Raw genomic sequence first — 20,980 nt, 5'->3', positions numbered from 1 at the left:
TCAGTGTCCCCGCTTGGCGATGCGCGTACTGTGAAGCCTGGCGATCCGATCGGCGGTTTGCGCCAGTTGGGCGCGCAGGACGGGTGGACCGATCACCACCACTTCATCGCCCAGCCGCAGCAGTTCGCGAATGCCGAAGTCGAGCGATTCGATCGGCAGGCGACAGCGCACCCAACCTTTTCGGTCGGGCTTGCCGGCTGTGCTGGAGGCGGAGCTGGTGACGTACGGGCCGAGCAAGCTGAGCCGCTTCAGGCCCACGGGCGACAGGCGCACATCGGCGTAGTCGCGGTAGACGCTCGCTTCATAGTCGCGCACGCTCCTTTCCCAATGCGCGACCAGATCGAACTGCTTGGGGCGCGTGAACGTTTCGTCGCAAACCTCCGCGTCGTAAATGTTCGCGGCGCGATACGTGCAGACGGAACGACTGTTTTGCGCAACCAGATACCAGATGCCGCTTTTGAGCACGAGCCCTAGCGGTGCCACCGTGCGCGTCCGCGCATCCGGCTCGCCAGAAGGTTGATAGCGCATCTTGAGCATGCGCTCGCCCCACACGGCGTGCGCGATCACCGGCAAGGACGGCAGTTGATCGACGCTGTGGAACCAGGCGCCGGCGTCCAGATGAAAGCGCGCGGCGATGCGCTCGGCACTCGGCTGTATGTTGGCGGGCAACGCGGCCAGCAACTTGAGCCGTGCCGTGGAAAGCACATCAGCCAGGCCCATTTGTGCGGCGGGGCCGGGCAGGCCGGCGAGAAACAGCGTTTCCGCTTCGGATTGATTGAGGCCGGTGAGCATCGTGCGGTAACCGTCCTGCAACTGGAAGCCGCCGTTGCGTCCGCGATCGGCGTAAACCGGCACGCCGGCGGCGCTCAACTGATCGATATCGCGATGGATAGTGCGAACGGTGACTTCGAGTTCCGCCGCCAGTTGCGTCGCGCTCATGCGGCCACGCGTCTGCAGCAACATCAGGATCGACAGGAGACGGCTCGCCAGCATTTTCGACCCCATCAAAAATACATGACATCGGGCGACATATTTAGCGCGACAAGATGGTCCGCACAACTGGACGAGGATCACTCTATGAAACGTTTCTACGTCGCGCTTGCCGTTACCGTCGTCGCCGCTGTGGTGGGCTTGGCGAGCCCTGCCTACGCCAACCAAGATAACCCAAAAGCCGCGTCATCCGCCGCCAACCTTTCCGGTCTCCACGATTTCGACTTTTTCGTCGGCGAATGGCACGCCCATCACCGCAAACTGAAGGAGCGCCTGGCCGGCAGCCATGACTGGGTGGAATTCGACGGCAACCTCAGCATGCGCAAACTGATGGGCGGTTGGGCCAACGAGGACGAAAGCATCTTCAATGTGCCGGGTGGCGTGTATCGCGGCGTCACGTTGCGTGCGTATGACGGCGTCACTGGGCAATGGGCCATCTGGTGGCTCGATAGCCGCATGCCTTTTGCGCCGCTCGATCCGCCGGTCAAAGGCCATTTCGTCAACGGCGTGGGCGTGTTCTATTCCGATGACACGCTGGGCGGCAAACCGGTCAAGGTGCGCTTCACCTGGTCGAACATATCGCCTACTACCGCGCATTGGGAGCAGGCTTTCTCCGGTGACGATGGAAAAACGTGGGAGACGAACTGGACTACGGATTTCACGCGGGCACCATAGACCCGCGTGGCCGGTAGGTTGGGGTGAGCTTGCGCGCTTCCCAACCTACCGTCGCGCCAAGGCGCGCGATACTAGCCTGCGTCGATAGCGACAGTTTCGCTGGCCGCCGCACCAAACGACGGCGGCCGATCTGCCAATGCGGCGCCGAACTGCTTGTTTGGCGTATCGGACATATGAAATTCCAGCGTGCCGCCGGCGGCCAGCTCGGCGTGGCTGATCCAGCTGCGCGTCCATGGCTTACCGTTCCACTGAACCGACTGGATATACGGCCGATTCTGACCATTGCCGACGGTGCGAATGATCAATTTGCGATCGCCGCCCAGCGATAGTTCTGCATGATCCAGCACCGGACTGCCGAACACATAGTTCGTGCTCACCGGATCCACCGAATACAGGCCGAGCGCGTTCAACACATACCACGCGCTCATCTGGCCGCAGTCTTCGTTACCCGCCAGGCCGTCGGGATCCGGCGGATACATGCTGTCCATCAACATGCGCACGCGCGCCTGGGTTTTGTAATGCGCGCCGGTATAGGCATACAGATAGGCCACATGATGGCTGGGCTCGTTGCCGTGCGCGTACTGGCCAACCATGCCGGCGATGTCCGGCGGAGCATCCGGCGGCAGCGCGGAGCTGGTGGTGAACAGCTCGTCGAGTTTGCGTTCGAACGCATCCGTGCTGCCGAACAGACTCATGTATGCGTACAAGTCGTGCTGGTTGAGAAAGGTGGCTTGCCAGGAGTTGGATTCGGTGAAGTCGCGCCACTCTTTCGAATGTCCCATGCCGCGGGGATCGAACGGCTCCAGCCACTGGCCGTCGCTACCACGGGGCCGCACGAAGCCGATCTTCGTATCGAACACATGCCGGTAGTTGCGCGAACGTCGACGCAGCGCCTCCGCATCGTCCTTCGCGCCGGCCGCTTCGGCCATATGCGCCACTGCCCAGTCGTCATAGGAGTATTCGAGCGTCTTGCTGACGGCCTCGCCTTCCTTGTCGCTGGGGATGTAGCCGAGCTTGCGGTAATACGGCAAGCCCCGGTAGTCGTCATCCATGGCGCGCTTGCGATAGATCGGCCATGCACGTTCGTAATCGATACCGGTAAAGCCTTTGGCTTGCGCTTCGGCGATCAGCACCGCCGAGTGGTAGCCGATCATGCAGCCGGTTTCCACGCCCTGCAGCGGCCACACGGGCGGGCCGTCCGGGCTTTCCTCGGCCATGCGCACCAGGGCATTGACGAAATCCGGCACGCGATCGGCTTGATACAAGGTGAGCAGAGGATGCTGGGCGCGATAGATGTCCCACAACGAATAAGTGCTGTAGTTGTGCTGTCCTTCCGGCACCTGGTGTACGGCCAAATCCATGCCGCGATACCGACCGTCCACGTCGCTGAACAACGTCGGCGCCAGCATCGTGTGATAAAGCGAGCTATAGAAAACGCGCAGCGTCCGTTCCGACGAGGATTCGACGCGAATGCGGCTTAGCTCGCGCTCCCAGGTTTCGGCGGCCGTTTGTTGGATGTGCTCGAAATCCCAGCCAGGGATATCCGCTTCGAGGTTGCGCAGCGCGCCATCGATATCGACGGCGGAAATGCCAACCTTCACCAACACGGGCGCGTGTGCCACATCGTCGATATGCAGCGCGGCTTTCAAGTGCGTGCCGTGCGCTTCGCCCGTGCCGCTCGGCAAGGCGACATCTTCCGAATACAGGGTTGCCTGCGTGAACGGGCGCGACACCTTCATCGCGAAATAAAGATGCCGGCCATTGGCCCATTGATGCACACGCCGGCCGCCGACCAGTGTGTCGTTGCCGATCAAGCGCAGCTGCCCGTCGCTGACGGCGCAGGGCACCTTGGCGTTGTCGTGGAAACCGTGCGTTAGATCCACCAGCAAGTGCCCGCTGCCCGTACCGTGAAACGTGTAGCGGTGCAGGCCCGCGCGCATACTGGCGGTCAGTTCGGCGCGAATATCGTGATCCGTCAGGTGCACCTGGTAATAACCCGGCCGCGCGTGTTCGGAGGCTCGTTCGTAGCGCGAACGATAACCGTGGCCTGGTGTGGCCTTGCTGTTCGCCGTCAGCTGCGGCCCCGGTCCTGCCGCGCCATCAAAACGCGAGTGATAGTTCGCGTCCGGCAAACCGCGGCTGCCCGGTTGCAACAGCACGGGGCCTTGGGCGGGCATCACCAGCACGTCGAGCATGTCGCTGGCGCCGGTGCCGCTGAGATGGGTGTGCGAGAAGCCCATGATCGAGCCGTCGGCCTGGTGATACCCCGAGCACGCATCCCAGCCCGCATCATTGGTATCGGGACTGAGCTGCACCATGCCGAAAGGCATCGAAGCGCCTGGATACGTGTGCCCGTGCCCGCCGGTGCCCACGAACACATCGACATATTGCGATACGCCACCCATTTGCGTCGCCGCGTTTCTCTTCGTACCGGAGCCATCCGCCAACCGTGCTGCAAACCCCGGTAACGGACTACCAAGTACGGCCAATGCACTTACACCTTGCAGAAACTGTCGGCGGGACACCATAGCGATTTCTCCAGATTTCAACGGCTGTCGTGAAACGAGTTAGTTGCGTAGCAGCTCAGGATGTTTGCGCTGCACATCGATAATGAGTTCGCCGAACAAGGTATTGGCCCAGGCGAACCAGCTGCGGGTAAAGTGCGACGGATCGTCCTGATCGAACGACTCATGCATGAATCCGGTTCCTGCGTCGGTGTCGCGCAACCAGGTCAGGCATTGCCGAATCTGTGCGGAGTCGTCGCTGGTCAAGGCATACATCATGATCGACATCGGCCAGATCATCCGCAGGCCTTCGTGCGGGCCGCCGATACCTTCCGCGGCGCGTCCTTTGAAGAAGTAGGGATTGCGCGAACTCCATGTCCATTCCCGCGTGTGTCGATACACCAAGTCAGTGCGATCGCAGCAAGCCAGATAGGGCAAGCTCAGCAAGCCCGGCACGTTCGCATCGTCCATAAGCAGCTGATTGCCGAAGCCGTCGATTTCGTACGCCCAGATCTCGTGACCGTCGGCGTCATGCGCACGACCGTCGCGGCGAACAGCTTGCTCCACTTCGTCAGCCAGCGCCTCGCAGTCCAAGGCAAAGGAAAGATCCTGATGAATGGCACGGCTCATCTGCGCCAACTGCCGAAGGCAGACCACTGCAAACAAATTCGCAGGAACAGAAAGCGGATACAGACAGGCATCGTCGGACGGACGAAACATCGAATGGATCATCCCGTTCGGTCGGGTCGGATTGCCGTAGCCGCCGAGAAACTGCGTTTCTGTGGGAATCTCGGACGTGCGCTGGAAGTGGTAAGGGCCACGGTCGTGCTTGCGCTGCTGTTCGCGAAAGGTCGTGAGCACCCGATGCATGGCGGCGCGCCAATCGTCGTCGAACGGCTCGGTATCTGCGGTCGCCTGCCAGTAGCCGTGCGCCAGGCGAATCGGATAGCACAGCGAATCGATTTCCCATTTGCGCTCGCCGACGCCCGGCTTCATATCGGTATCGTCATGCCGCGCCCATATCAACGGTCGTGCATGCGGATCGGGCATGAAGGCGTTGGCGTAAGGATCGATACGGATGCAGTGGGCGTGACGGCGAATCAGGCCGCGGAACAATCGCTGCAGCGCCGGGTCACTTTTCGCTAGAGAAAGATAAGGTGCTACCTGCGCCGACGAATCGCGCAGCCACATGGCGTCGATGTCGCCGGTAATCACGAAGGTGTCCGGTTTGCCCTCGAGCGTGCCGAGCTCCACCGTCGTATCCAAGGTGTTCGGATAGCAATTCTCAAACATCCATGCGAGCTTCGGATCGCCGATGGTCGACTTCACGCTGGCAAGCTGGCGTTCCACCGCCTCGCTGACGAACTTGCGTTTGCCCGTGGGCGGCCGCTTGCTCACGTACGTCGATGGTGTTTGCGCAACGACCATGCCGGGCATGGTGCTGCTTACGATGCCCGATGCTGCAGCAGCGCTACACCACTTCAGAAAATCCCGGCGCGTCGACATGGAGGGTCAGATTCCTTTTGGCGTGAACACGTCAGTGGGCAGTCTTGGCCATGACATCGGCCAGATTCTGCACTTGCAAGGCTTGCTTCAACGTATCGAGGGGCAACTTGCTGTGCACGGTGAGAGTGACGCTCTGCCCCGGCAACATGTCAAACGCGTTATCCGACACATCCGCATCGAGATCACCGAAGGACACCCAGACATTGCGTGCCAGCTTGTCGGTGGTCAGCGTCAGCAGATAGCCATCCGAACGCGATTCGAACTTGGTCTGGATCTGCGGGGAGAGCAACGAGAGATCTTTCGCTTCGTCAAAAAACACCATGTTCTGGGAGACCACCTTGGCGCCATCCATCAGCTCGAAGACAGCGACATGGGTGTGTGGATCGGCACCCTTGAGCAACTGGGCATCGGAGTAGGTCGCCACCTTGGTGCTGGCGAGCGCAGGCAACGCGATCGATGCCTCGTGCTCGTTCAGCACCTTGCCCGAGAAATCCATCACACGCATGCGCCAATGAGCAGCGAGTGGCGTGAGACGATCCGATACCAGCGACACCGTGGTGTTGCCGTCATGGCGCAAGGCGGCCACAAGCAACGGCGCGTAGAAACGGCGCGCATGAAACTGCAAGGCTTTCCAGCGGCCGTAATAATCGATGCTGGACCAGGATGCCCCCGGCCAGACGTCATTGAGCTGCCAGTACAGCGAGCCCATCGACTGCGGACGCGACGCACGCAGATGTTCGGCAGCCAGCTGGATGCCTTCGGCCTGCATCACCTGGCTCAGGTAGACGAAGGAGGGAAAATCCTTCGGTTCGCCGAAACTGCGCGTGATGTAAAGCAACAGACGCTTGTTGCCATTGCCGCTGTCGTACTTCTGGTGCGCGCGCATCACCGGCGATTCCGGCTGCAGATCACCCTGGTCGGCGAATGCCCGGATGGTGCGCATATCAGGAAACGACTGCAAGCCGTATTCGGATTGGAAGCGCGGTGTCACGTTGAGGTATTCGGTGGCCGGCTTGGCTTCGCCCGACCATACATTCCAATAGTGATAGTCGCCATCGTCCAGCACGTTGGCCGCGCCGTCGTAATCCGTGCTGGGTGAACTGGCCCAATACGGCACTGTGTTGTCATAGCGGGTGACGACATTGCGCAAGACATTGCTAAAGAGGTTGACCATGCCCGTGACGATACGCTCGCGCTCGTCCGCCGAGATCGACGTCTTGAAGGCCTGCCGATCCGACCAGGTTTCCCAACCCGTTTGCACTTCGTTGTTGCCACACCAAAGCACGATACTGGGGTGATCGCGCAATCGCTTCACCTGCTCGATCGCTTCCTGCCGCACGTTATCGACGAAGGCGTCGTCGTGCGGAGGAATGGCGCCGCCGAACATGAAATCCTGCCAGACCATGATGCCGAGACGATCGGCCATCGCGTAGAACGCGTCCGGCAGGTAGTGCCCACCGCCCCACACGCGCACCATATTCATGTTGGCATCGCGCGCCGACTGCAGGACCGCGTACATCTGCGCGTCGCTGACCCGTGTCGGTATGCTGTCGAACGGAATCAGGTCGGCGCCCTTGGCGAACACCGGAATCCCGTTGATCACGAAGGCGAAGCTTTTGCCCCACGCATCATGCTTGCGCCGCAACTCGATGGTGCGCAGGCCGACCGCATGCTGTGCGCTGTACAGCTCGCCGCCGGCGTCGCGGATATCTGCTTTGAAGGTGTACATGTCCTGGGCGCCGTAACCGGCGGGATACCAGCGCTTCGGATCGACGATGCGTAATGGCACGCTGACCTGATTGCTGCCCGGACCGACTGGAATATCACGTTCGACGTGCGCCGCCGATTGGCCATCCGGCCCGATGGCGTCGACGCTGATATGCAGTGTCTTGCCGGCATCGGCGTCAATATCGAATTGTGCGTCGACCTGCGCAGCAGCGCGCGCTACATATGTCTGATCGATATGAAAATCGTCGACGCGCACGTTGTTCCAGCTGTCGAGATGGACCGGTTGCCAAATGCCTTCCGTGACGATGCGCGGACCCCAGTCCCATCCGTACTGATAGTTGGCCTTGCGAACGTAGTTGGCGGTCTGCTTGCCCTTGGGTTCATCGCCAAAGGCCGAATCGAATTCACCCGGCAGCGCATACGGCTGCTTGAGCAGCCAGGGTTGCAATCGCTTGATGGGCGAATAGAGCCGCACTTCCAGTGTGTTCTTGCCTTCGTGCAGCGTGTCTTTCACCGGGATGCGCCAACGACGGAACATGTTGTCCGTGCTGATCAGCTTGTGGCCGTTGAGATAGATATCGGCAAACGTGTCGAGGCCATCGAACACCATTTCCACGTGATCGCGTTTGAGCGTGGCCTCGTCGGCGGTGAAGCTCGTTTCGTATTGCCAATCGGAAAGACCGACCCACTGCACGCCCGCTTCGTTGTCGCGAAAGAACGGATCGGCCAGCAGCTTCGTCGCCAGCAGATCGCTCTGCACCATGCCGGGGACGGTCGCGGAATGCCAGCTCGCAGCCTCGTGGTGCGCCTTGGCCTGGCTATCGCCGTCGGCCAGACGAAAGCGCCATCCATGGTCGAGTACTTGTGTGGTCTGTGCCGACGCAGCGCCCAGCATCGGCAGCAAGACAAGCAGCGACATGACCAGTCTTTTCGCCAAGCGCTGCTTCGCGCTCGACCGGGTCAAGTGAATGGATTGGATCATGCTGTATGGCCGCCCTGGACTCGCTGGATCATTCCCGACCGCACCGTGGCACCGGGAGAGCCATGGCCGTATCCCCGTTACATCACCCTGGACCGCCTAAATACCGTATTTAGATCGATCCATATTGGGTGACACTAGCAGCTGCCCGGGGGCGGCGCATGCGGCACCGCAATAGGCGGAAACGCTCCTGCACCGAAGAGCATGCCCCTTCGGGTCGTTAGACAGCGGGTGCGCTGGTCGGCTTCAGTAATCGAGTTTCGGGTACCAGTGAGGGTCTCGCCCTTCGGGTGTGACGTCGAACAGCGTCCAGATCGGCATCAGGTCGGGTGCGCCGCGAGGATCCTGACCGGGATCCGCCGTAGCAAGCCCCATTTCGCCACTCCAGAAATGGCGGACGGTGCCGTCGCGGCGGGTGAATACGGTAAACGCCGGGTCATCCCCGCCGTCTTTGTCGGTGCCGTGGTAATCGCGGCTGAAGTGACCGTTGAGATCGGAATACAACTTGAGATGACGCCAACCGCGCTCTTTCTTGAAGGCGACAAGGCGCTCGATCGGCGAGCGTGCCACGATGGCCAGCGCAATCTTCTGATCGATATCGCGCGCCTCGCCTTCCCACGCGCTCAGTAACGACGTGCACATCGGGCAAGGGCGCTCGCGCTGTGGGCCGAACATATAGTTGTAAACAACCAGAGTCTGTTTGTCGCCGAAAAGCCCTGCGAAATCGACCGGTCCACCCTCGCCCTGGAAACGATAGTCACCGATCACCGCGCCTCCGGGCGGGAGTGCGCGACGCTGCTCGGCGACACGCTCGATATGCCGGCGCAGCTCGATCTCTTCGGCGAGCAGCGCATTGCGCGCGCGACGATATTCATCGCTTTCGTTCGGCAGAGTCATGTCGTTGCGCTTCACGAGCTCGGCAGCGGGAACGAGAATTTGGGTGGAAGTCATGATCAGTCTCCTGTGGACGAGAAGTGCCTGATACAAGGACGAACGAGACAGGGCAAAATAGACAAACCTCTGACACCCATCATTTAATAATGTAGTCGCTACATCACAGTTGTGGTCGCGTGAAACGGGACCAGAATTCGAGGCATAAAAATCCAATGAATCCATCGGAACGCATTGACCAGCTGATCGCAGGGCTTGCGGACTGGCGTGGCAACACGTTAGCGAGCATCCGCAAGAGCATCCTTGAGGCTGACCAGGAGATCGTCGAGGAATGGAAGTGGATGGGAAGCCCGACGTGGTATCGCGACGGATTAATCGCGGTCGCCAACGCCCACAAAGGGAAGGTGAAGCTCACCTTTGACCACGGCGCGCGCCTTCCGGATCCTGACAAACTCTTCAACGCGGGCCTCGAAGGCAACCAGAGACGAGCGATCGATTTTTTCGAGGGCGATAAGGTCAATGCGCGTGCTCTAAAAAATCTGATCCGTGCTGCAATTGCTTACAATCAGAGCAAACTGAAGAAGAAAGCGTCTACGGGCACGCGCGCGAAAGCAAGCAAACAGAAGACATGAAGCTGTAGCTTCATGAAATTTTACCTCACGCGCGTGGTGCCCATGTGCACATGTCCGGTGATGCTCGCGATCAGGAACAAGAGCCCTGCGACTGCGAACAAGCCTCCAAAGAGATAGAGAAAAGTGAGTCCACTCGACTCGCCGGGCTTCAGCACCGCTTCCGCCGGATTGGCAGGATTGTAATAAACCTGGACGCTCGAGTTGTCTGGATAGCGATCGACGGTGTTTTGTGCACTTCGCGTCGAGGACGAGAGATCCAGCAAGGAAATTCGAGAGGAGGAATAACTTTTTCCATTGACCTTGTACCGATAGGCGATATCGGCTTTGTACGTCTGCGCGCTATCCGTCGACGTGTTTGTTTGATACAGAACCGCAGAATGCGAAATTTCGCCGTCGGTGGATGGCCAGGCCAAACTCTCTTTGGCCTTGGAATCCATTTTCCGTGCATAGCCGAGTATGGCCACGCCGATAAAGACGAATACGAGGCTGAATAAAGACGGAAAAATAATGCTCATAAACACCCCTGTTTGTGCACTTGGGCCACAACCTCTCCCGATACTTCCGGCGTTGCCCCTTCGTGGCGCCGGCTACATGGTAGATCTTCATGACACGCAAATAGGTCACTACTGTGACGAACGTTCATGCCGATCTCGTGCAGCATTGCACTACATAAACGGTTGACCGATCAAGAAACCTCCGACAGGGCTACCGCCTGCGAGAGGAATGCGGCTCGAAGAAGCTGTCGTATTGCTGACAACTCGGGCGATAGGTCCGCGAGCGCGATCCCCATTTCTTTACTCCAAAAGAGTAGGGATCAGCGACTTTTTATTTTCAGGATCACGGCGCAGCCTGTGTTCGATCGAAGCTATCAGTAATCCAGTGCTGCAAAGCCATGAGCACGTGTCCGGTCACGAAAACCCATAACAGGTAACCGAAGACGATATGGCTGACAGATACCCAATGAAGCACCCAGCGCGGAATGGGTGCTCCCACGAAGTAACCGAAGTAATTGATGATTCCACCCGTCACGCTACCGCTCACCGCGAGTAGGCCGAGCCCATGCACCGTGCCCGCCAAGGGGCTTACTCGACGCGTCGACGGAGATTGCAGTCGCAGAAGATTCTTAAATTCCTGATACAGCAGCGTTCGCTTGTCACGTCGAGTCCAAGGAAAAAGAGAGCTTACCCCCGGACGCGAAAACGGAGAGCAAAGCCACAACCAATGCAGGACACAGATGACCGCGACCGCGAGTCCCACGCGCGCGTGAATCTCGAACGCTTCGCGGTGCCAATCGCGTACACCCAGCCCTGGACCCGCCGGGATATGCATCACCGAACTCAACGACAATTGAGTAACGATACCGATGGCGAGTGCGCCATGCAGCCACAGAGTAATCGGATCGTATTTTGATGGAACTACGCGGATCATGCATGTTCCTAGGGAGTTCGCGCGTCTTTGCTGGCAGCGATAGATGCGACAAATGCCGCGAGCCGGTGATTGAACTCGTCAGGTTGATCGAAAAACACCGCATGAGCAGCGTTGTCGACGGCGACGAATTGCCCTTCGGGCAGCGCGACAGCCATGCGCCGTTGCGCATCCAGCAATGGGCTCTTGCCAGACGCGACGACCAGTGTCGGTTTGTCGAATTTCTTTAGGGTCGGTCGACGATCGGTGGTGAACAAATCCTGGACCAGCATCGAGATACCGATATCGGTCGGTGTCTTTAAGGACGCGTCATCCAGTTGCGCATAGGTTTCCCGGGCGGTGGGAGTGCTGATGATGGCGTGCATCATGCGGTCGGAATAACCACGAGGATCTTTGGCGTAAGACGCGATGCCTTGCAAAATGATCTTGACGAATTCCGGATTCTCGGTGACGTCGTTCGGACCCGCACTGACCGGGCTATCGATCAACGCCAAACCCTCTACTGCGCTCGTGCCGAATCGATTCACGTAGGCGGCTACATCCTGCGCACCCTGTGACCAGCCAATCAATATCACATGAGTCAAATGCAATTCGGAAATAACTTGCTGAATATCCGCGGCACGGTTTTCCGGTGCGTTACCCGTCTGCACCACGTCCGAGGAGCCCTGTGAGCGCGAATCGATCGCGATGACATGGTATTGATGTTCGGAAAAATAGCTGAGCTGCTTTGACCAGATGGAAGCACTGATCCGCCAGCCAGGGATGAGTAGCAGCGTATGTGGCGCGTCTGCCCGACCCGATTGCAGATAGTGGATGCGCACGTGGTCTGCTCCAGCGACGAATCCTTGGTCTGTTTCCGTTGCGACCGGCATCGCTGCGGCGAGACTCACTGACAGAACCATTGCGAGCCATGAAACGTTCATCGACGCAGCCTCTTCTATCTGGGGTTCACCGGATAGACGCTAACCAACGATACTTAAGTGAGACTTAAGATGGCCTGCGGAAAGCGCACGCGAGCAACTAGGCCAGTTTGATCATGGCGATTCTGAAGTTCAATGTGGAAACCACCACGTTCGGCAGCAGACTGAGCGATGGCCAGTCCGAGACCGCTGCCCTGAGCACCGGTGCCAAGCACCCGGTAAAAACGTTCGAACACCTGTTCGAGCAACTCGGGAGGAATGCCGGGTCCGGTGTCGGCGAACTCGATCGCCACCTCACCGCCGTCGCGGCGCAGTGTGACGTCAACGCTTCCGCCTGCGGGTGTGTAGCGCAGCGCGTTGTCCAGCAGATTTTCGAGCACGCTGCGCAAATCGTTTGCATCACCCCGCACAACTGCTCTCTCCGTGGCCTCGAGGCCAAGATCGATAGCGCGCTTCTCGGCCAGCGGAATCAAACTGCCGATGGACTCTTTAACCAGTTGCTGCAAGTCGACCAGGGTGCTTCCATCGATCGGCTGCGCGGCTTCTTGTCGCGCGAGCTTCAGCAGTTGGGCGACTAACCTGTGCATGCGTTCGATGCCGGCATCGAGCCGCACGAGTTCTGCGTCCACCGCCGAACCACCCAGCTTGTGATGCAAGGCTTCTACCTGCAACGTAAGCGCGGTCAGTGGAGTACGGAGTTCGTGCGCCGCATCCTGCACGAAGCGCTGCCTGACGGCGAATGCATTCCGCAGCCGCTTCAACAACCCGTTGATGGAGACGACCAGCGGCATGAGCTCCCGCGGGACTTTGCTCAGCGGCAGTTCCTCCAGGCTGCGCTCGTCCTGCTGCGCGATAGCGTGCACCAGCCGGTCGACCGGGCGCAGCGCAAGAAGTGTCGCAACCCAAACCAGCAGGACGGAAAGCGGGATAAGGAGTGCCATCGGCTCTACCGATTTCCGGGCCGAATCGAGTATGACTCGCTGGCGAAAATCATTGCTCTGTACGATCTGCACCCGGGTCTGGGACGACAGCACGGTATAAATGCGCCAGCTCTGACCATCCGCGTCAACGGTATGAAAACCTTCGCTCGGCTGCAGCCCCAACGAAGGTATCGGCCAAGAAGTAGCCAGGAGCCGACCGCCATCTTCCCAGAGCTGCACGATCGGGGTGCCGTCGTGCTGAACATGTTGCTCGTCGAGCGCTCGCACCCCAGGTTGCCCGGCGACGGTGGCCGATGAGTGGGCATAAGTGTTCGCCAGCGCGTGCATCTGGCCATCCATAAACGCGCTGATATTGGTTTCGTATTGGCGGTAACTGACTCCCATCCAGACCGCCGCGACCAGGAGATAGGCTGGAATCAGCCAGGCCAGAAGTTGCCGCCGCAGCGAAGTCACTCGCCCACCTTCGGCACTCTCCATCCCAGTCCCCGCACGTTGCGGATGATGTCGGCGCCCAGACGCTTCCGCAGTCCGTGAATGATCACTTCCACGGTATTGCTGCAGACGACCTCGTTCCACCCATAGATCCGTTGTTCCAGTTGTTCGCGCGATAGGATGGCACCAGGTTGTTCCAGCAAAGCATGCAGCAAGGCGAACTCGCGGGCTGAAAGCGATTGGCGAACGCCGCGACAGGAAGCCTCGCGGGTAGACAGATCGATCTGCAATGCCTCGGTGCCAAGCAACGATTGCGCGTGCCCATCGCGACGTCTGATAGCCGCGCGCAGGCGAGCCAGCAATTCCCGCGTTTGGAATGGTTTGACGATGTAATCGTCGGCACCTACATCAAGCCCCGCAACCCGATCGTCCAAACTGTCTCGTGCGGTCAACACCAGGATGGGTGTGCGATTGCCACGAGTACGCGCCGTTCGCAGAACTTCCAAACCAGAGCGCCTTGGCAATCCGAGATCCAGTAACACCGCCACGTAGTTGTCGTCGGCGAGAGCGATTTGCCCGGCAATTCCGTCTTGCACCCAGTCCACGGAATATCCTGCATCGCCGATGGCTTTGGCCAAATCGACGCCTACCATTTCGTCGTCTTCGATCAGAAGGATGCGCATATGCTTCTTTTGATTCGAGAACAGCTCAGTGATTCGTTAAAGCGGATGCCCGCTGTCGATCGAGAGCAGGCATTTTATGGGTAAGCGCACAGGAGTGCGGCAAACCATAGTTTGGCCACTGATATAAAGCATAGTTATGGTTCCGGGTTTTCCTGGCCGCCCGCAGCTCATTCTCGTCGACCGCGAGCCTTCCTAGTCCAACTCCCGTAGCTCGATCCCGTTAACGCGGCAGGTGATGTCCTGTTCCCGCGATGCTGCGCTGCAGCTTGTCACTCAATGCGAGAATATTATTATTATTAAATAATACTATTGGAGACACGCTGGCGGCGGCAGCAAACAATCCGAAACGAGCGGACCGGTCATCCGGCTGACCCTTCGGATTGCTTCACGACATGGTTATCGAATCGCCAACGGGCGGGGGCGGCGCTTGCATGGCGTGGTCGATGGGGCAGGTGCGACACCAATCAGAGCAGACAGGCATAGCGGGGCATGACGTCATGTCCGCCGCTGCGCACATGTCTACGTGAATTACGCATTTAAGGGGAAATCCATGCAACGAACCAAATTAGCGTTCTCGGTGTGTCAGGCGCTGGCGATAATGAGTGGCGCTTGTGTGGTCGGTTACAGCACGCAAGCGCACGCACAAACAAGCGCGCCCGCGATAGCCGCCGACACACCCACGTCTGCGCCATCGGCCCAAGGCAGCGCTGCCGATGACAAGAAAAAAGCCAGCGACAAGAAAGTGACTGACCTGAGTGTGGTCAACGTCAGCGGTCAGCTTGATGCGATCCGCCGTGCTCAGGCGATCAAACAGGACGCAGTCAACGTCGTCGATTCGATTTCCGCAGAAGAGGCGGGGAAATTCCCCGATCCGAATGTTGCCGATGCCTTGCAGCGTGTGCCCGGCGTATCGGTGAATCGAAGCGGCGGCGAATCCGACCAGATCGCCATACGCGGCTTTGGTCCCGATTTCGTTGCCGTGACGGTCAACGGCCGCCAGATGGCCACCGCGTCCGGCACGCGCGCTTTCGATTTCGACGTACTTCCGGCGGATATCATCAGCGTCGCTCAGGTCAACAAAACGTCATCGGCCGACATCCCTGAAGTCGACATCGGTGGCGTCGTGGATATTCAGACGGCGCGCCCGCTGGACTTTCATGGGTTCCACGCGACGGGTAGTGCAGCAGGGGTCAACAGCAATCTGACCGGCAGTTGGGCCGGCAAGACCACTCCCAAGGTATCGGGCCTGACCGGCTGGACCAATTCAGACCACACCTTCGGCTTCCTGGCTTCCGTGCAGTACTACAAGCGCGACGATACCCAGATAAATACGCAGGCAGATTCCTGGTACGTCAATCAAAACATTTCCCAGCTTTCCGGATTAAGTAATCCCAATTACACGAACGTCGCCATACCTCAGACGCTCGCCAACAACGTCGTCGTCGAGGAGCGCACGCGCAAGAGCTTTAGCGGTGCCGTGGATTGGCGCCCCATCGATCAACTGACTATCAAGTTCGATACGCTGTATGCGGGCTACAGAATCGACCCGCTGACGCACGAATTTGGCGAGTATGGGAACAGCAGCGATTTCCAATCGCTTACCACCGATGCCAACAACACCGTATTGAACTATGTGCGAAAGAATACCGGCGTCATGTCGAATGACTACGTCGTCTCGTACAATCCAAGCAACGAAATAATGATGCAAAACGGGTTGAATTTCGCTTTCAACGTCGACCCATCAACCACCATCACCTTGGACGTATCCAACTCCAAGGCGTGGAACAAGGAAAGCCCGGACGGCTATTTCACCGTGATCGGTGCGCGAAATGTCGGTGTCAATCCGACCTGGACCAACAATGGCGATAATCAGCCGCCCAGCTACACCAACATCATTTCCACCACCAACCTCAACGACCTGTATGCACACTGCTGCAACGCGGGTGGCCAGTCCAACAATGTCACCGATGGCATCACCGAGTATCAGCTGAATCTAAGCAAGAGTTTCGATAGCGGCGTTTTATCCAGCCTTGAGTTCGGCCTGCAGGAGAAGAGGGAATACAACAAATCGGTGGACGTGACCACGCCGGATGGCATCCTCTGCAATGCGTACTGCGGCTATGCGGTGTCCGTGCCCGCCAGTGCTGTTGGTGCCTACGTGTACACGCCACCTGCTCCGATCAGCGGCGTTTCGCAACCTGGGCTGCCGTCGCAATGGATTCAATACAACCCTCTTGCGTATATCAATTGGCTGACCACGCCGGCCGCCTACAATCAATTGACGCCCGCCAAGCGCACCGCCCTGCTCGCCGCGCTTGCGCAGTACGGCAGCTTTGGGCCGCAGCCCAATCCTGGCAGCTTCAACGAGGTGCAGGAACAAAACAAGGCGGCGTTCGCCAAAGCTGTTTTCGACGGCACGGTATGGGATAAGCCCTGGACCCTCGATGTCGGCGTGCGCTATCTCCACGTGAGTTCGCAGTCCGATGCTATTTTTCAGGCGCCGGTGAGCTACTACGTGAGCCCAAGCGATACCAGTGCTAGCCAGGTGACATACGGGCCGCTGCAACCACAGTCCGCTACGGGCGGATACCACAAATGGTTGCCGTCGCTTAATTTGAAGGTGAATCTGCTCGACAATCTGATTTACCGTTTTGCCGTTTCCAAAACCCTGACCCCGCCTGAGCTGAACAATCTGTATTACAACCAGAGCTTCGGAACGCGGCCCGAATCGTTGACGATCAGTCAGGGCAATCCCGAACTTCAACCATACACGTCGAGGAATTACGACACCGGCATCGAGTGGTATATGAACGATGTCAGCTATTTCGCTCTCGAAGGCTTTTATAAAAAGGTCAGCAATTTCAGCACGATCGTGAGCACGCCGGTGCAGTTCCTCGGCCAGACCTGGTCGCTGAGCGAACCGATCAATTTAAACTCGGCGAATATTTACGGAGAGGAACTGACCTTTAACTATCAGTTCGCCCATCTCTTGCCTGCGCCGTTTGACGGCCTGGGCATGGCCTTCAACTACACCCACGTCAAGAGCAGCGCCACGCTTAGTCCGGGGACGATCAGCACCTCTGGCGCATTTGCCGTCCCTGGCATCGGCGATTCGGCCAACCTCAGCGGCTATTACGAAAAAGGTCGCTGGCAGGTGCGCCTGGCTTATAACTGGCGTGGAAAGTATCTGGAGAGTCTTTCGTACGGGGCAGGTGCTCAGCCTGTCACTCGCACGTCGTATGGCGAGCTGGATCTGAGTGCTAGCTACAAACTCAATAGCCACGTTTCGCTGTTCGTGTCCGGCACCAATTTGACGCAGTCGCATCTCTACGATTATTCCGTTTATCCCAATCGGTTCCTCTACGCCGAGGCGGATGGCACCGTCTATACCGTGGGTGTTCGCGGCACCTTCTGAACGGACGTCTATGTCACGACTTCAGTAGGTTTTTGGCGTATTGCCCGACGTGTTGGCTGAAAGCAGGCACGTCGGCAGTTTGAGGCAAGGGATTTCGATGCAAGGGATTTCGATGAATATATTGAAAAGCGTGTCGATGGGCGTCGGGCTCGGCGTCCTTTTGGCTGGCAACGTCTTTGCTGCGCCAACCGCCACAACGCGTGGTCTTACCGTCGAGCAAGGGCACTTCGTGCTCGACGGCAAACCATTCCGCATCATCGCCGGCGAAATGCACTATCCGCGCATTCCACGCGAGTACTGGCGCGCGCGTCTGAAAATGGCCAAGGCGATGGGCTTGAACACCATCACCACCTACGTGTTCTGGAACGCGCATGAAGCGGCGCCGGGTCATTACGATTTCACTGGACAGAATGATGTCGCCGAGTTCATTCGCGAGGCGCAGCAAGAAGGTCTGTACGTGATCCTTCGCCCCGGCCCCTACGTATGCTCCGAATGGGAATTCGGCGGCTTGCCGGCATGGTTGTTGAAGGATAAGGACACCCAGGTGCGCAGCACCGATCCAAAGTTCATGCAGCCGGCCCAGCGTTGGCTGCATCGCTTGGGCCAGGAACTCGCACCGTTGCAGTTGAACCGCGGCGGCAACATCATCGCCGTGCAGGTGGAAAACGAGTACGGCAGTTTTGGCCACGACAAACCTTACTTGGAGCAGATCCGCCAGGGACTGATCGACAGCGGTTTCAATGCATCGCTGCTCTACACGTCCGACAGTGCCGAGCAACCAGGCTCTCTGCCGGACCTGCTCAAGGTGATCAACTTCGGCGTCGGCCACGCGCACGAAAAATTCGCGCAATTGCACACATGGCAGCCTGGCGGTCCGTATATGGCGGGCGAATATTGGGTGGGCTGGTTCGATCACTGGGGTGCGCCACACCATGTGATCGACGCCAAGCGAGTCGCCGTGGAGCTGGCCTGGATGCTGCAGCAAGGCTATTCGGTCAATTTCTACATGTTCCATGGCGGTACGTCGTTCGGTTGGATGAACGGTGCCAACTGGGACGACGACAGCTATCAGCCGGACGTAACCAGCTACGACTACGACAGCCCGCTGGACGAAAGCGGACGTCCCACGCCGAAATACGACGCGCTGCGTAAAGTGATCATCGAGGCGACCGGAGCAACTCCGCCGCCGGTGCCGGCGACTCCGGCGACCCAGGCCATCAGCGGTATCAAGCTGGATGAATCGGTGTCGCTGTGGAATGTGCTGCCGGCACCGACGACATCACATGAACTCAAAACCATGGAAGCGCTGGGGCAGGCCTACGGCGACATCCTCTATCGCAAGCGCATGACCGCCGATTTCGCCGGCGAGTTACGCATCGACGGTTTGCACGACTATGCCCAGGTTTACGTTGACGGCAAGCGAATCGGTACGCTCGATCGTCGGCTGAAACAGGACAGCCTGACGCTGAAACTAGCTAAAGGCGATACGCTGGATCTGCTGGTGCAAAACGACGGACGCATCAACTTCAGCGAGAAGATGATCACCGAGCGCAAGGGCATCCTGGGCAGTGTCACTTTGCACGGCCGTCCGTTGCTGGATTGGCAAATCTATTCGTTGCCGTTCAACGATAGCAACGCCTTGCACTACGCCGGGGCCGCGTGCCGACATGCGCCTTGTTTCTTTCGCGGTACGTTCGACGCACCTGTCTCGGGTGATGCCTCGGCAGACACATTCCTGGACACGGCTGGCCTGGGCAAAGGTTTTGTCTGGCTCAACGGACATCCGCTGGGCCGCACCTGGAGCATCGGTCCGCAGCGAACCTTATACATGCCAGGAGCTTGGCTAAAGCCCCACGGCAATCAGCTGGTTGTCTTGGACTTGCTGGTAGAAGGACGGCCTGTGCTGAATACGCTGAAGCATCCCGTGCTGGGCACGACCACCGTGCCGGCACCTTGAGGCATGGTCAGCTGCGATTGCTTTAGCGCGTTGCGCAACCAGCTCCGACACCTACCCGTTCCTGTTTCACCCCTAGTGGAGAGAAATCGATGAGCCGTTCCCTTGGAGGTTTGCTGCGTATCGCAGCGCCATTCGCGTTCGTTGTTGCTATCTCGGCCAATCCCGGGCCAGTTCGCGCGGACCAGACGATACCCACGCTGCCGCAGATGGGCTTCAACAACTGGAATTCCACGCACTGCCGCGACGAGTACAACGAAGCGATGATCCGCGGCATCGCCGACAAGTTCATCAGCCTGGGGCTGCGCGACGCCGGCTATCGCTACGTCAACATCGATGACTGCTGGGCCAACTGGCAGCGCGATAAGGACGGCCAGCTGCAAGCCAATCCCAAGCGCTTTCCAAGCGGCATCAAGGCGCTCGCCGACTACATCCACCAGCGCGGCCTGAAATTCGGCCTGTATTCCAGCGCCGGCACATCCACCTGCGAGCCGCTGCAGGAAAACCGCGGCTTTCCCGGTGGCCTCGGCCACGAGAAGCAGGATGCCGCGACGTTCGCGTCCTGGCACGTGGACTACCTGAAGTATGACAACTGCAACAACCAGAAGGTCGACGCACATCAGCGCTACACCGCCATGGCCGAAGCCTTGCGTGCAAGCGGCCGGCCGATGTTCTACAGCGTCTGCGAATGGGGCGAGAACAAGCCCTGGTTGTGGGCCGGCAAGCCGCCGGTCGACGCCAATTCGTGGCGCACCACCGACGACATTCGCGACGAATATGCTTCGATGCTGAAGATCTTCAAGCAGAACGTGGTGCTTGATCGCTATGCCAGTCCAGGCCATTGGAACGATCCGGACATGCTCGAAGTGGGCAATGGCGGCATGACCGACATCGAATACCGAAGCCACTTCAGCTTGTGGTCGATCATGGCTGCGCCGCTGCTGATCGGTACCGACTTGCGCACGATTAAGCCGGATGCGCTGCAGATCCTGCTCAACAAGGAGGTTATTGCGGTGGATCAGGATCCGCTGGGTGTGCAAGGTAAACAAGCGCGCGACACCGATGGCATCCATGTGATCGTCAAGCCGCTCAAGGATGGCAGCCAGGCCGTGGCGGTATTCAACGAAACCGATGCCGCACGCGACGTTAGCGTCGACGCCAGCGAGATAGGTTTGAAGAAAGCTGCGCGCTATCGCTTGCGGGATCTTTGGGAACACACGCAAACGGAGGGCGACGGCTCCATCAAGGCCCACCTGCCGGCGCACGGCATCGTGATGTATCGCATCAGCCGTCTTTGATCTTTGA

Annotated in this window: 15 protein-coding genes; 5 read left to right on the top strand and 10 right to left on the bottom strand. The window is 58.9% G+C overall.

Features of this window, described 5'->3' with window-relative positions; genetic code table 11:
- On the bottom strand, positions 1 to 993 hold the full coding sequence (locus QQL64_RS17730) for a helix-turn-helix transcriptional regulator (protein WP_284402022.1): 993 nt from the start codon (positions 991 to 993) through the stop codon (positions 1 to 3).
- 84 nt (positions 994 to 1,077) lie between these two features.
- On the opposite strand from QQL64_RS17730, the gene QQL64_RS17725 reads away from it, so the two are divergent.
- Positions 1,078 to 1,665 (top strand): hypothetical protein, encoded by a 588-nt coding sequence (locus tag QQL64_RS17725; RefSeq protein WP_284402020.1) that lies wholly within the window; start codon positions 1,078 to 1,080, stop codon positions 1,663 to 1,665.
- Between the two features lie 71 nt (positions 1,666 to 1,736).
- Here the strand turns inward: QQL64_RS17725 and QQL64_RS17720 are convergent, their stop codons facing one another.
- The 4 genes from QQL64_RS17720 to QQL64_RS17705 all read right to left on the bottom strand — a co-directional run bounded on the left by QQL64_RS17720 (position 1,737) and on the right by QQL64_RS17705 (position 9,333).
- Entirely contained in the window at positions 1,737 to 4,193 is a 2,457-nt protein-coding gene (locus QQL64_RS17720; protein ID WP_284402018.1) for a GH92 family glycosyl hydrolase, read from the bottom strand.
- Positions 4,194 to 4,232: 39 nt separating this feature from the next.
- Positions 4,233 to 5,675 (bottom strand): glycoside hydrolase family 125 protein, encoded by a 1,443-nt coding sequence (locus QQL64_RS17715; protein ID WP_284402017.1) that lies wholly within the window; start codon positions 5,673 to 5,675, stop codon positions 4,233 to 4,235.
- A gap of 31 nt (positions 5,676 to 5,706) precedes the next feature.
- Positions 5,707 to 8,385, bottom strand: a complete 2,679-nt coding sequence (locus QQL64_RS17710) for a beta-mannosidase (protein WP_404601057.1) — start codon at positions 8,383 to 8,385, stop codon at positions 5,707 to 5,709.
- A 243-nt stretch (positions 8,386 to 8,628) separates the two neighbouring features.
- Complete coding sequence (locus QQL64_RS17705) at positions 8,629 to 9,333, bottom strand: DUF899 family protein (RefSeq protein ID WP_284402014.1); 705 nt, start codon at positions 9,331 to 9,333, stop codon at positions 8,629 to 8,631.
- A gap of 155 nt (positions 9,334 to 9,488) precedes the next feature.
- On the opposite strand from QQL64_RS17705, the gene QQL64_RS17700 reads away from it, so the two are divergent.
- On the top strand, positions 9,489 to 9,905 hold the full coding sequence (locus QQL64_RS17700) for a DUF1801 domain-containing protein (RefSeq protein ID WP_284402012.1): 417 nt from the start codon (positions 9,489 to 9,491) through the stop codon (positions 9,903 to 9,905).
- A gap of 20 nt (positions 9,906 to 9,925) precedes the next feature.
- Here QQL64_RS17700 and QQL64_RS17695 read toward each other — a convergent pair whose 3' ends face one another.
- The 5 genes from QQL64_RS17695 to QQL64_RS17675 form a co-directional block, all read right to left on the bottom strand.
- Positions 9,926 to 10,420: a DUF3592 domain-containing protein gene (locus tag QQL64_RS17695; protein ID WP_284402010.1), complete on the bottom strand. Its 495-nt coding sequence runs from the start codon at positions 10,418 to 10,420 to the stop codon at positions 9,926 to 9,928.
- 322 nt (positions 10,421 to 10,742) lie between these two features.
- Positions 10,743 to 11,333, bottom strand: a complete 591-nt coding sequence (locus QQL64_RS17690; RefSeq protein ID WP_284402009.1) for a cytochrome b/b6 domain-containing protein — start codon at positions 11,331 to 11,333, stop codon at positions 10,743 to 10,745.
- Positions 11,334 to 11,341: 8 nt separating this feature from the next.
- Positions 11,342 to 12,151, bottom strand: coding sequence for an alpha/beta fold hydrolase (locus QQL64_RS17685; protein ID WP_284402008.1), 810 nt, complete (start codon positions 12,149 to 12,151; stop codon positions 11,342 to 11,344).
- Positions 12,152 to 12,306: 155 nt separating this feature from the next.
- On the bottom strand, positions 12,307 to 13,644 hold the full coding sequence (locus tag QQL64_RS17680; protein ID WP_284402007.1) for a sensor histidine kinase: 1,338 nt from the start codon (positions 13,642 to 13,644) through the stop codon (positions 12,307 to 12,309).
- Complete coding sequence (locus QQL64_RS17675; RefSeq protein WP_284402005.1) at positions 13,641 to 14,306, bottom strand: response regulator; 666 nt, start codon at positions 14,304 to 14,306, stop codon at positions 13,641 to 13,643. The genes QQL64_RS17680 and QQL64_RS17675 overlap by 4 nt, the downstream gene beginning before the upstream one ends.
- A gap of 550 nt (positions 14,307 to 14,856) precedes the next feature.
- Here QQL64_RS17675 and QQL64_RS17670 point away from each other — a divergent pair.
- The 3 genes from QQL64_RS17670 to QQL64_RS17660 all read left to right on the top strand — a co-directional run bounded on the left by QQL64_RS17670 (position 14,857) and on the right by QQL64_RS17660 (position 20,973).
- Positions 14,857 to 17,721 (top strand): TonB-dependent receptor, encoded by a 2,865-nt coding sequence (locus QQL64_RS17670; RefSeq protein ID WP_284402001.1) that lies wholly within the window; start codon positions 14,857 to 14,859, stop codon positions 17,719 to 17,721.
- A 112-nt stretch (positions 17,722 to 17,833) separates the two neighbouring features.
- Positions 17,834 to 19,678, top strand: a complete 1,845-nt coding sequence (locus QQL64_RS17665) for a glycoside hydrolase family 35 protein (protein ID WP_284401997.1) — start codon at positions 17,834 to 17,836, stop codon at positions 19,676 to 19,678.
- 89 nt (positions 19,679 to 19,767) lie between these two features.
- Positions 19,768 to 20,973, top strand: a complete 1,206-nt coding sequence (locus tag QQL64_RS17660) for a glycoside hydrolase family 27 protein (protein ID WP_284401995.1) — start codon at positions 19,768 to 19,770, stop codon at positions 20,971 to 20,973.
- Positions 20,974 to 20,980 lie beyond the last annotated feature (7 nt).

The organism is Dyella lipolytica (assembly GCF_030160075.1).
Classification (GTDB): domain Bacteria; phylum Pseudomonadota; class Gammaproteobacteria; order Xanthomonadales; family Rhodanobacteraceae; genus Dyella_B; species Dyella_B lipolytica.
This window is presented reverse-complemented; position numbering and strand designations above follow the sequence as displayed.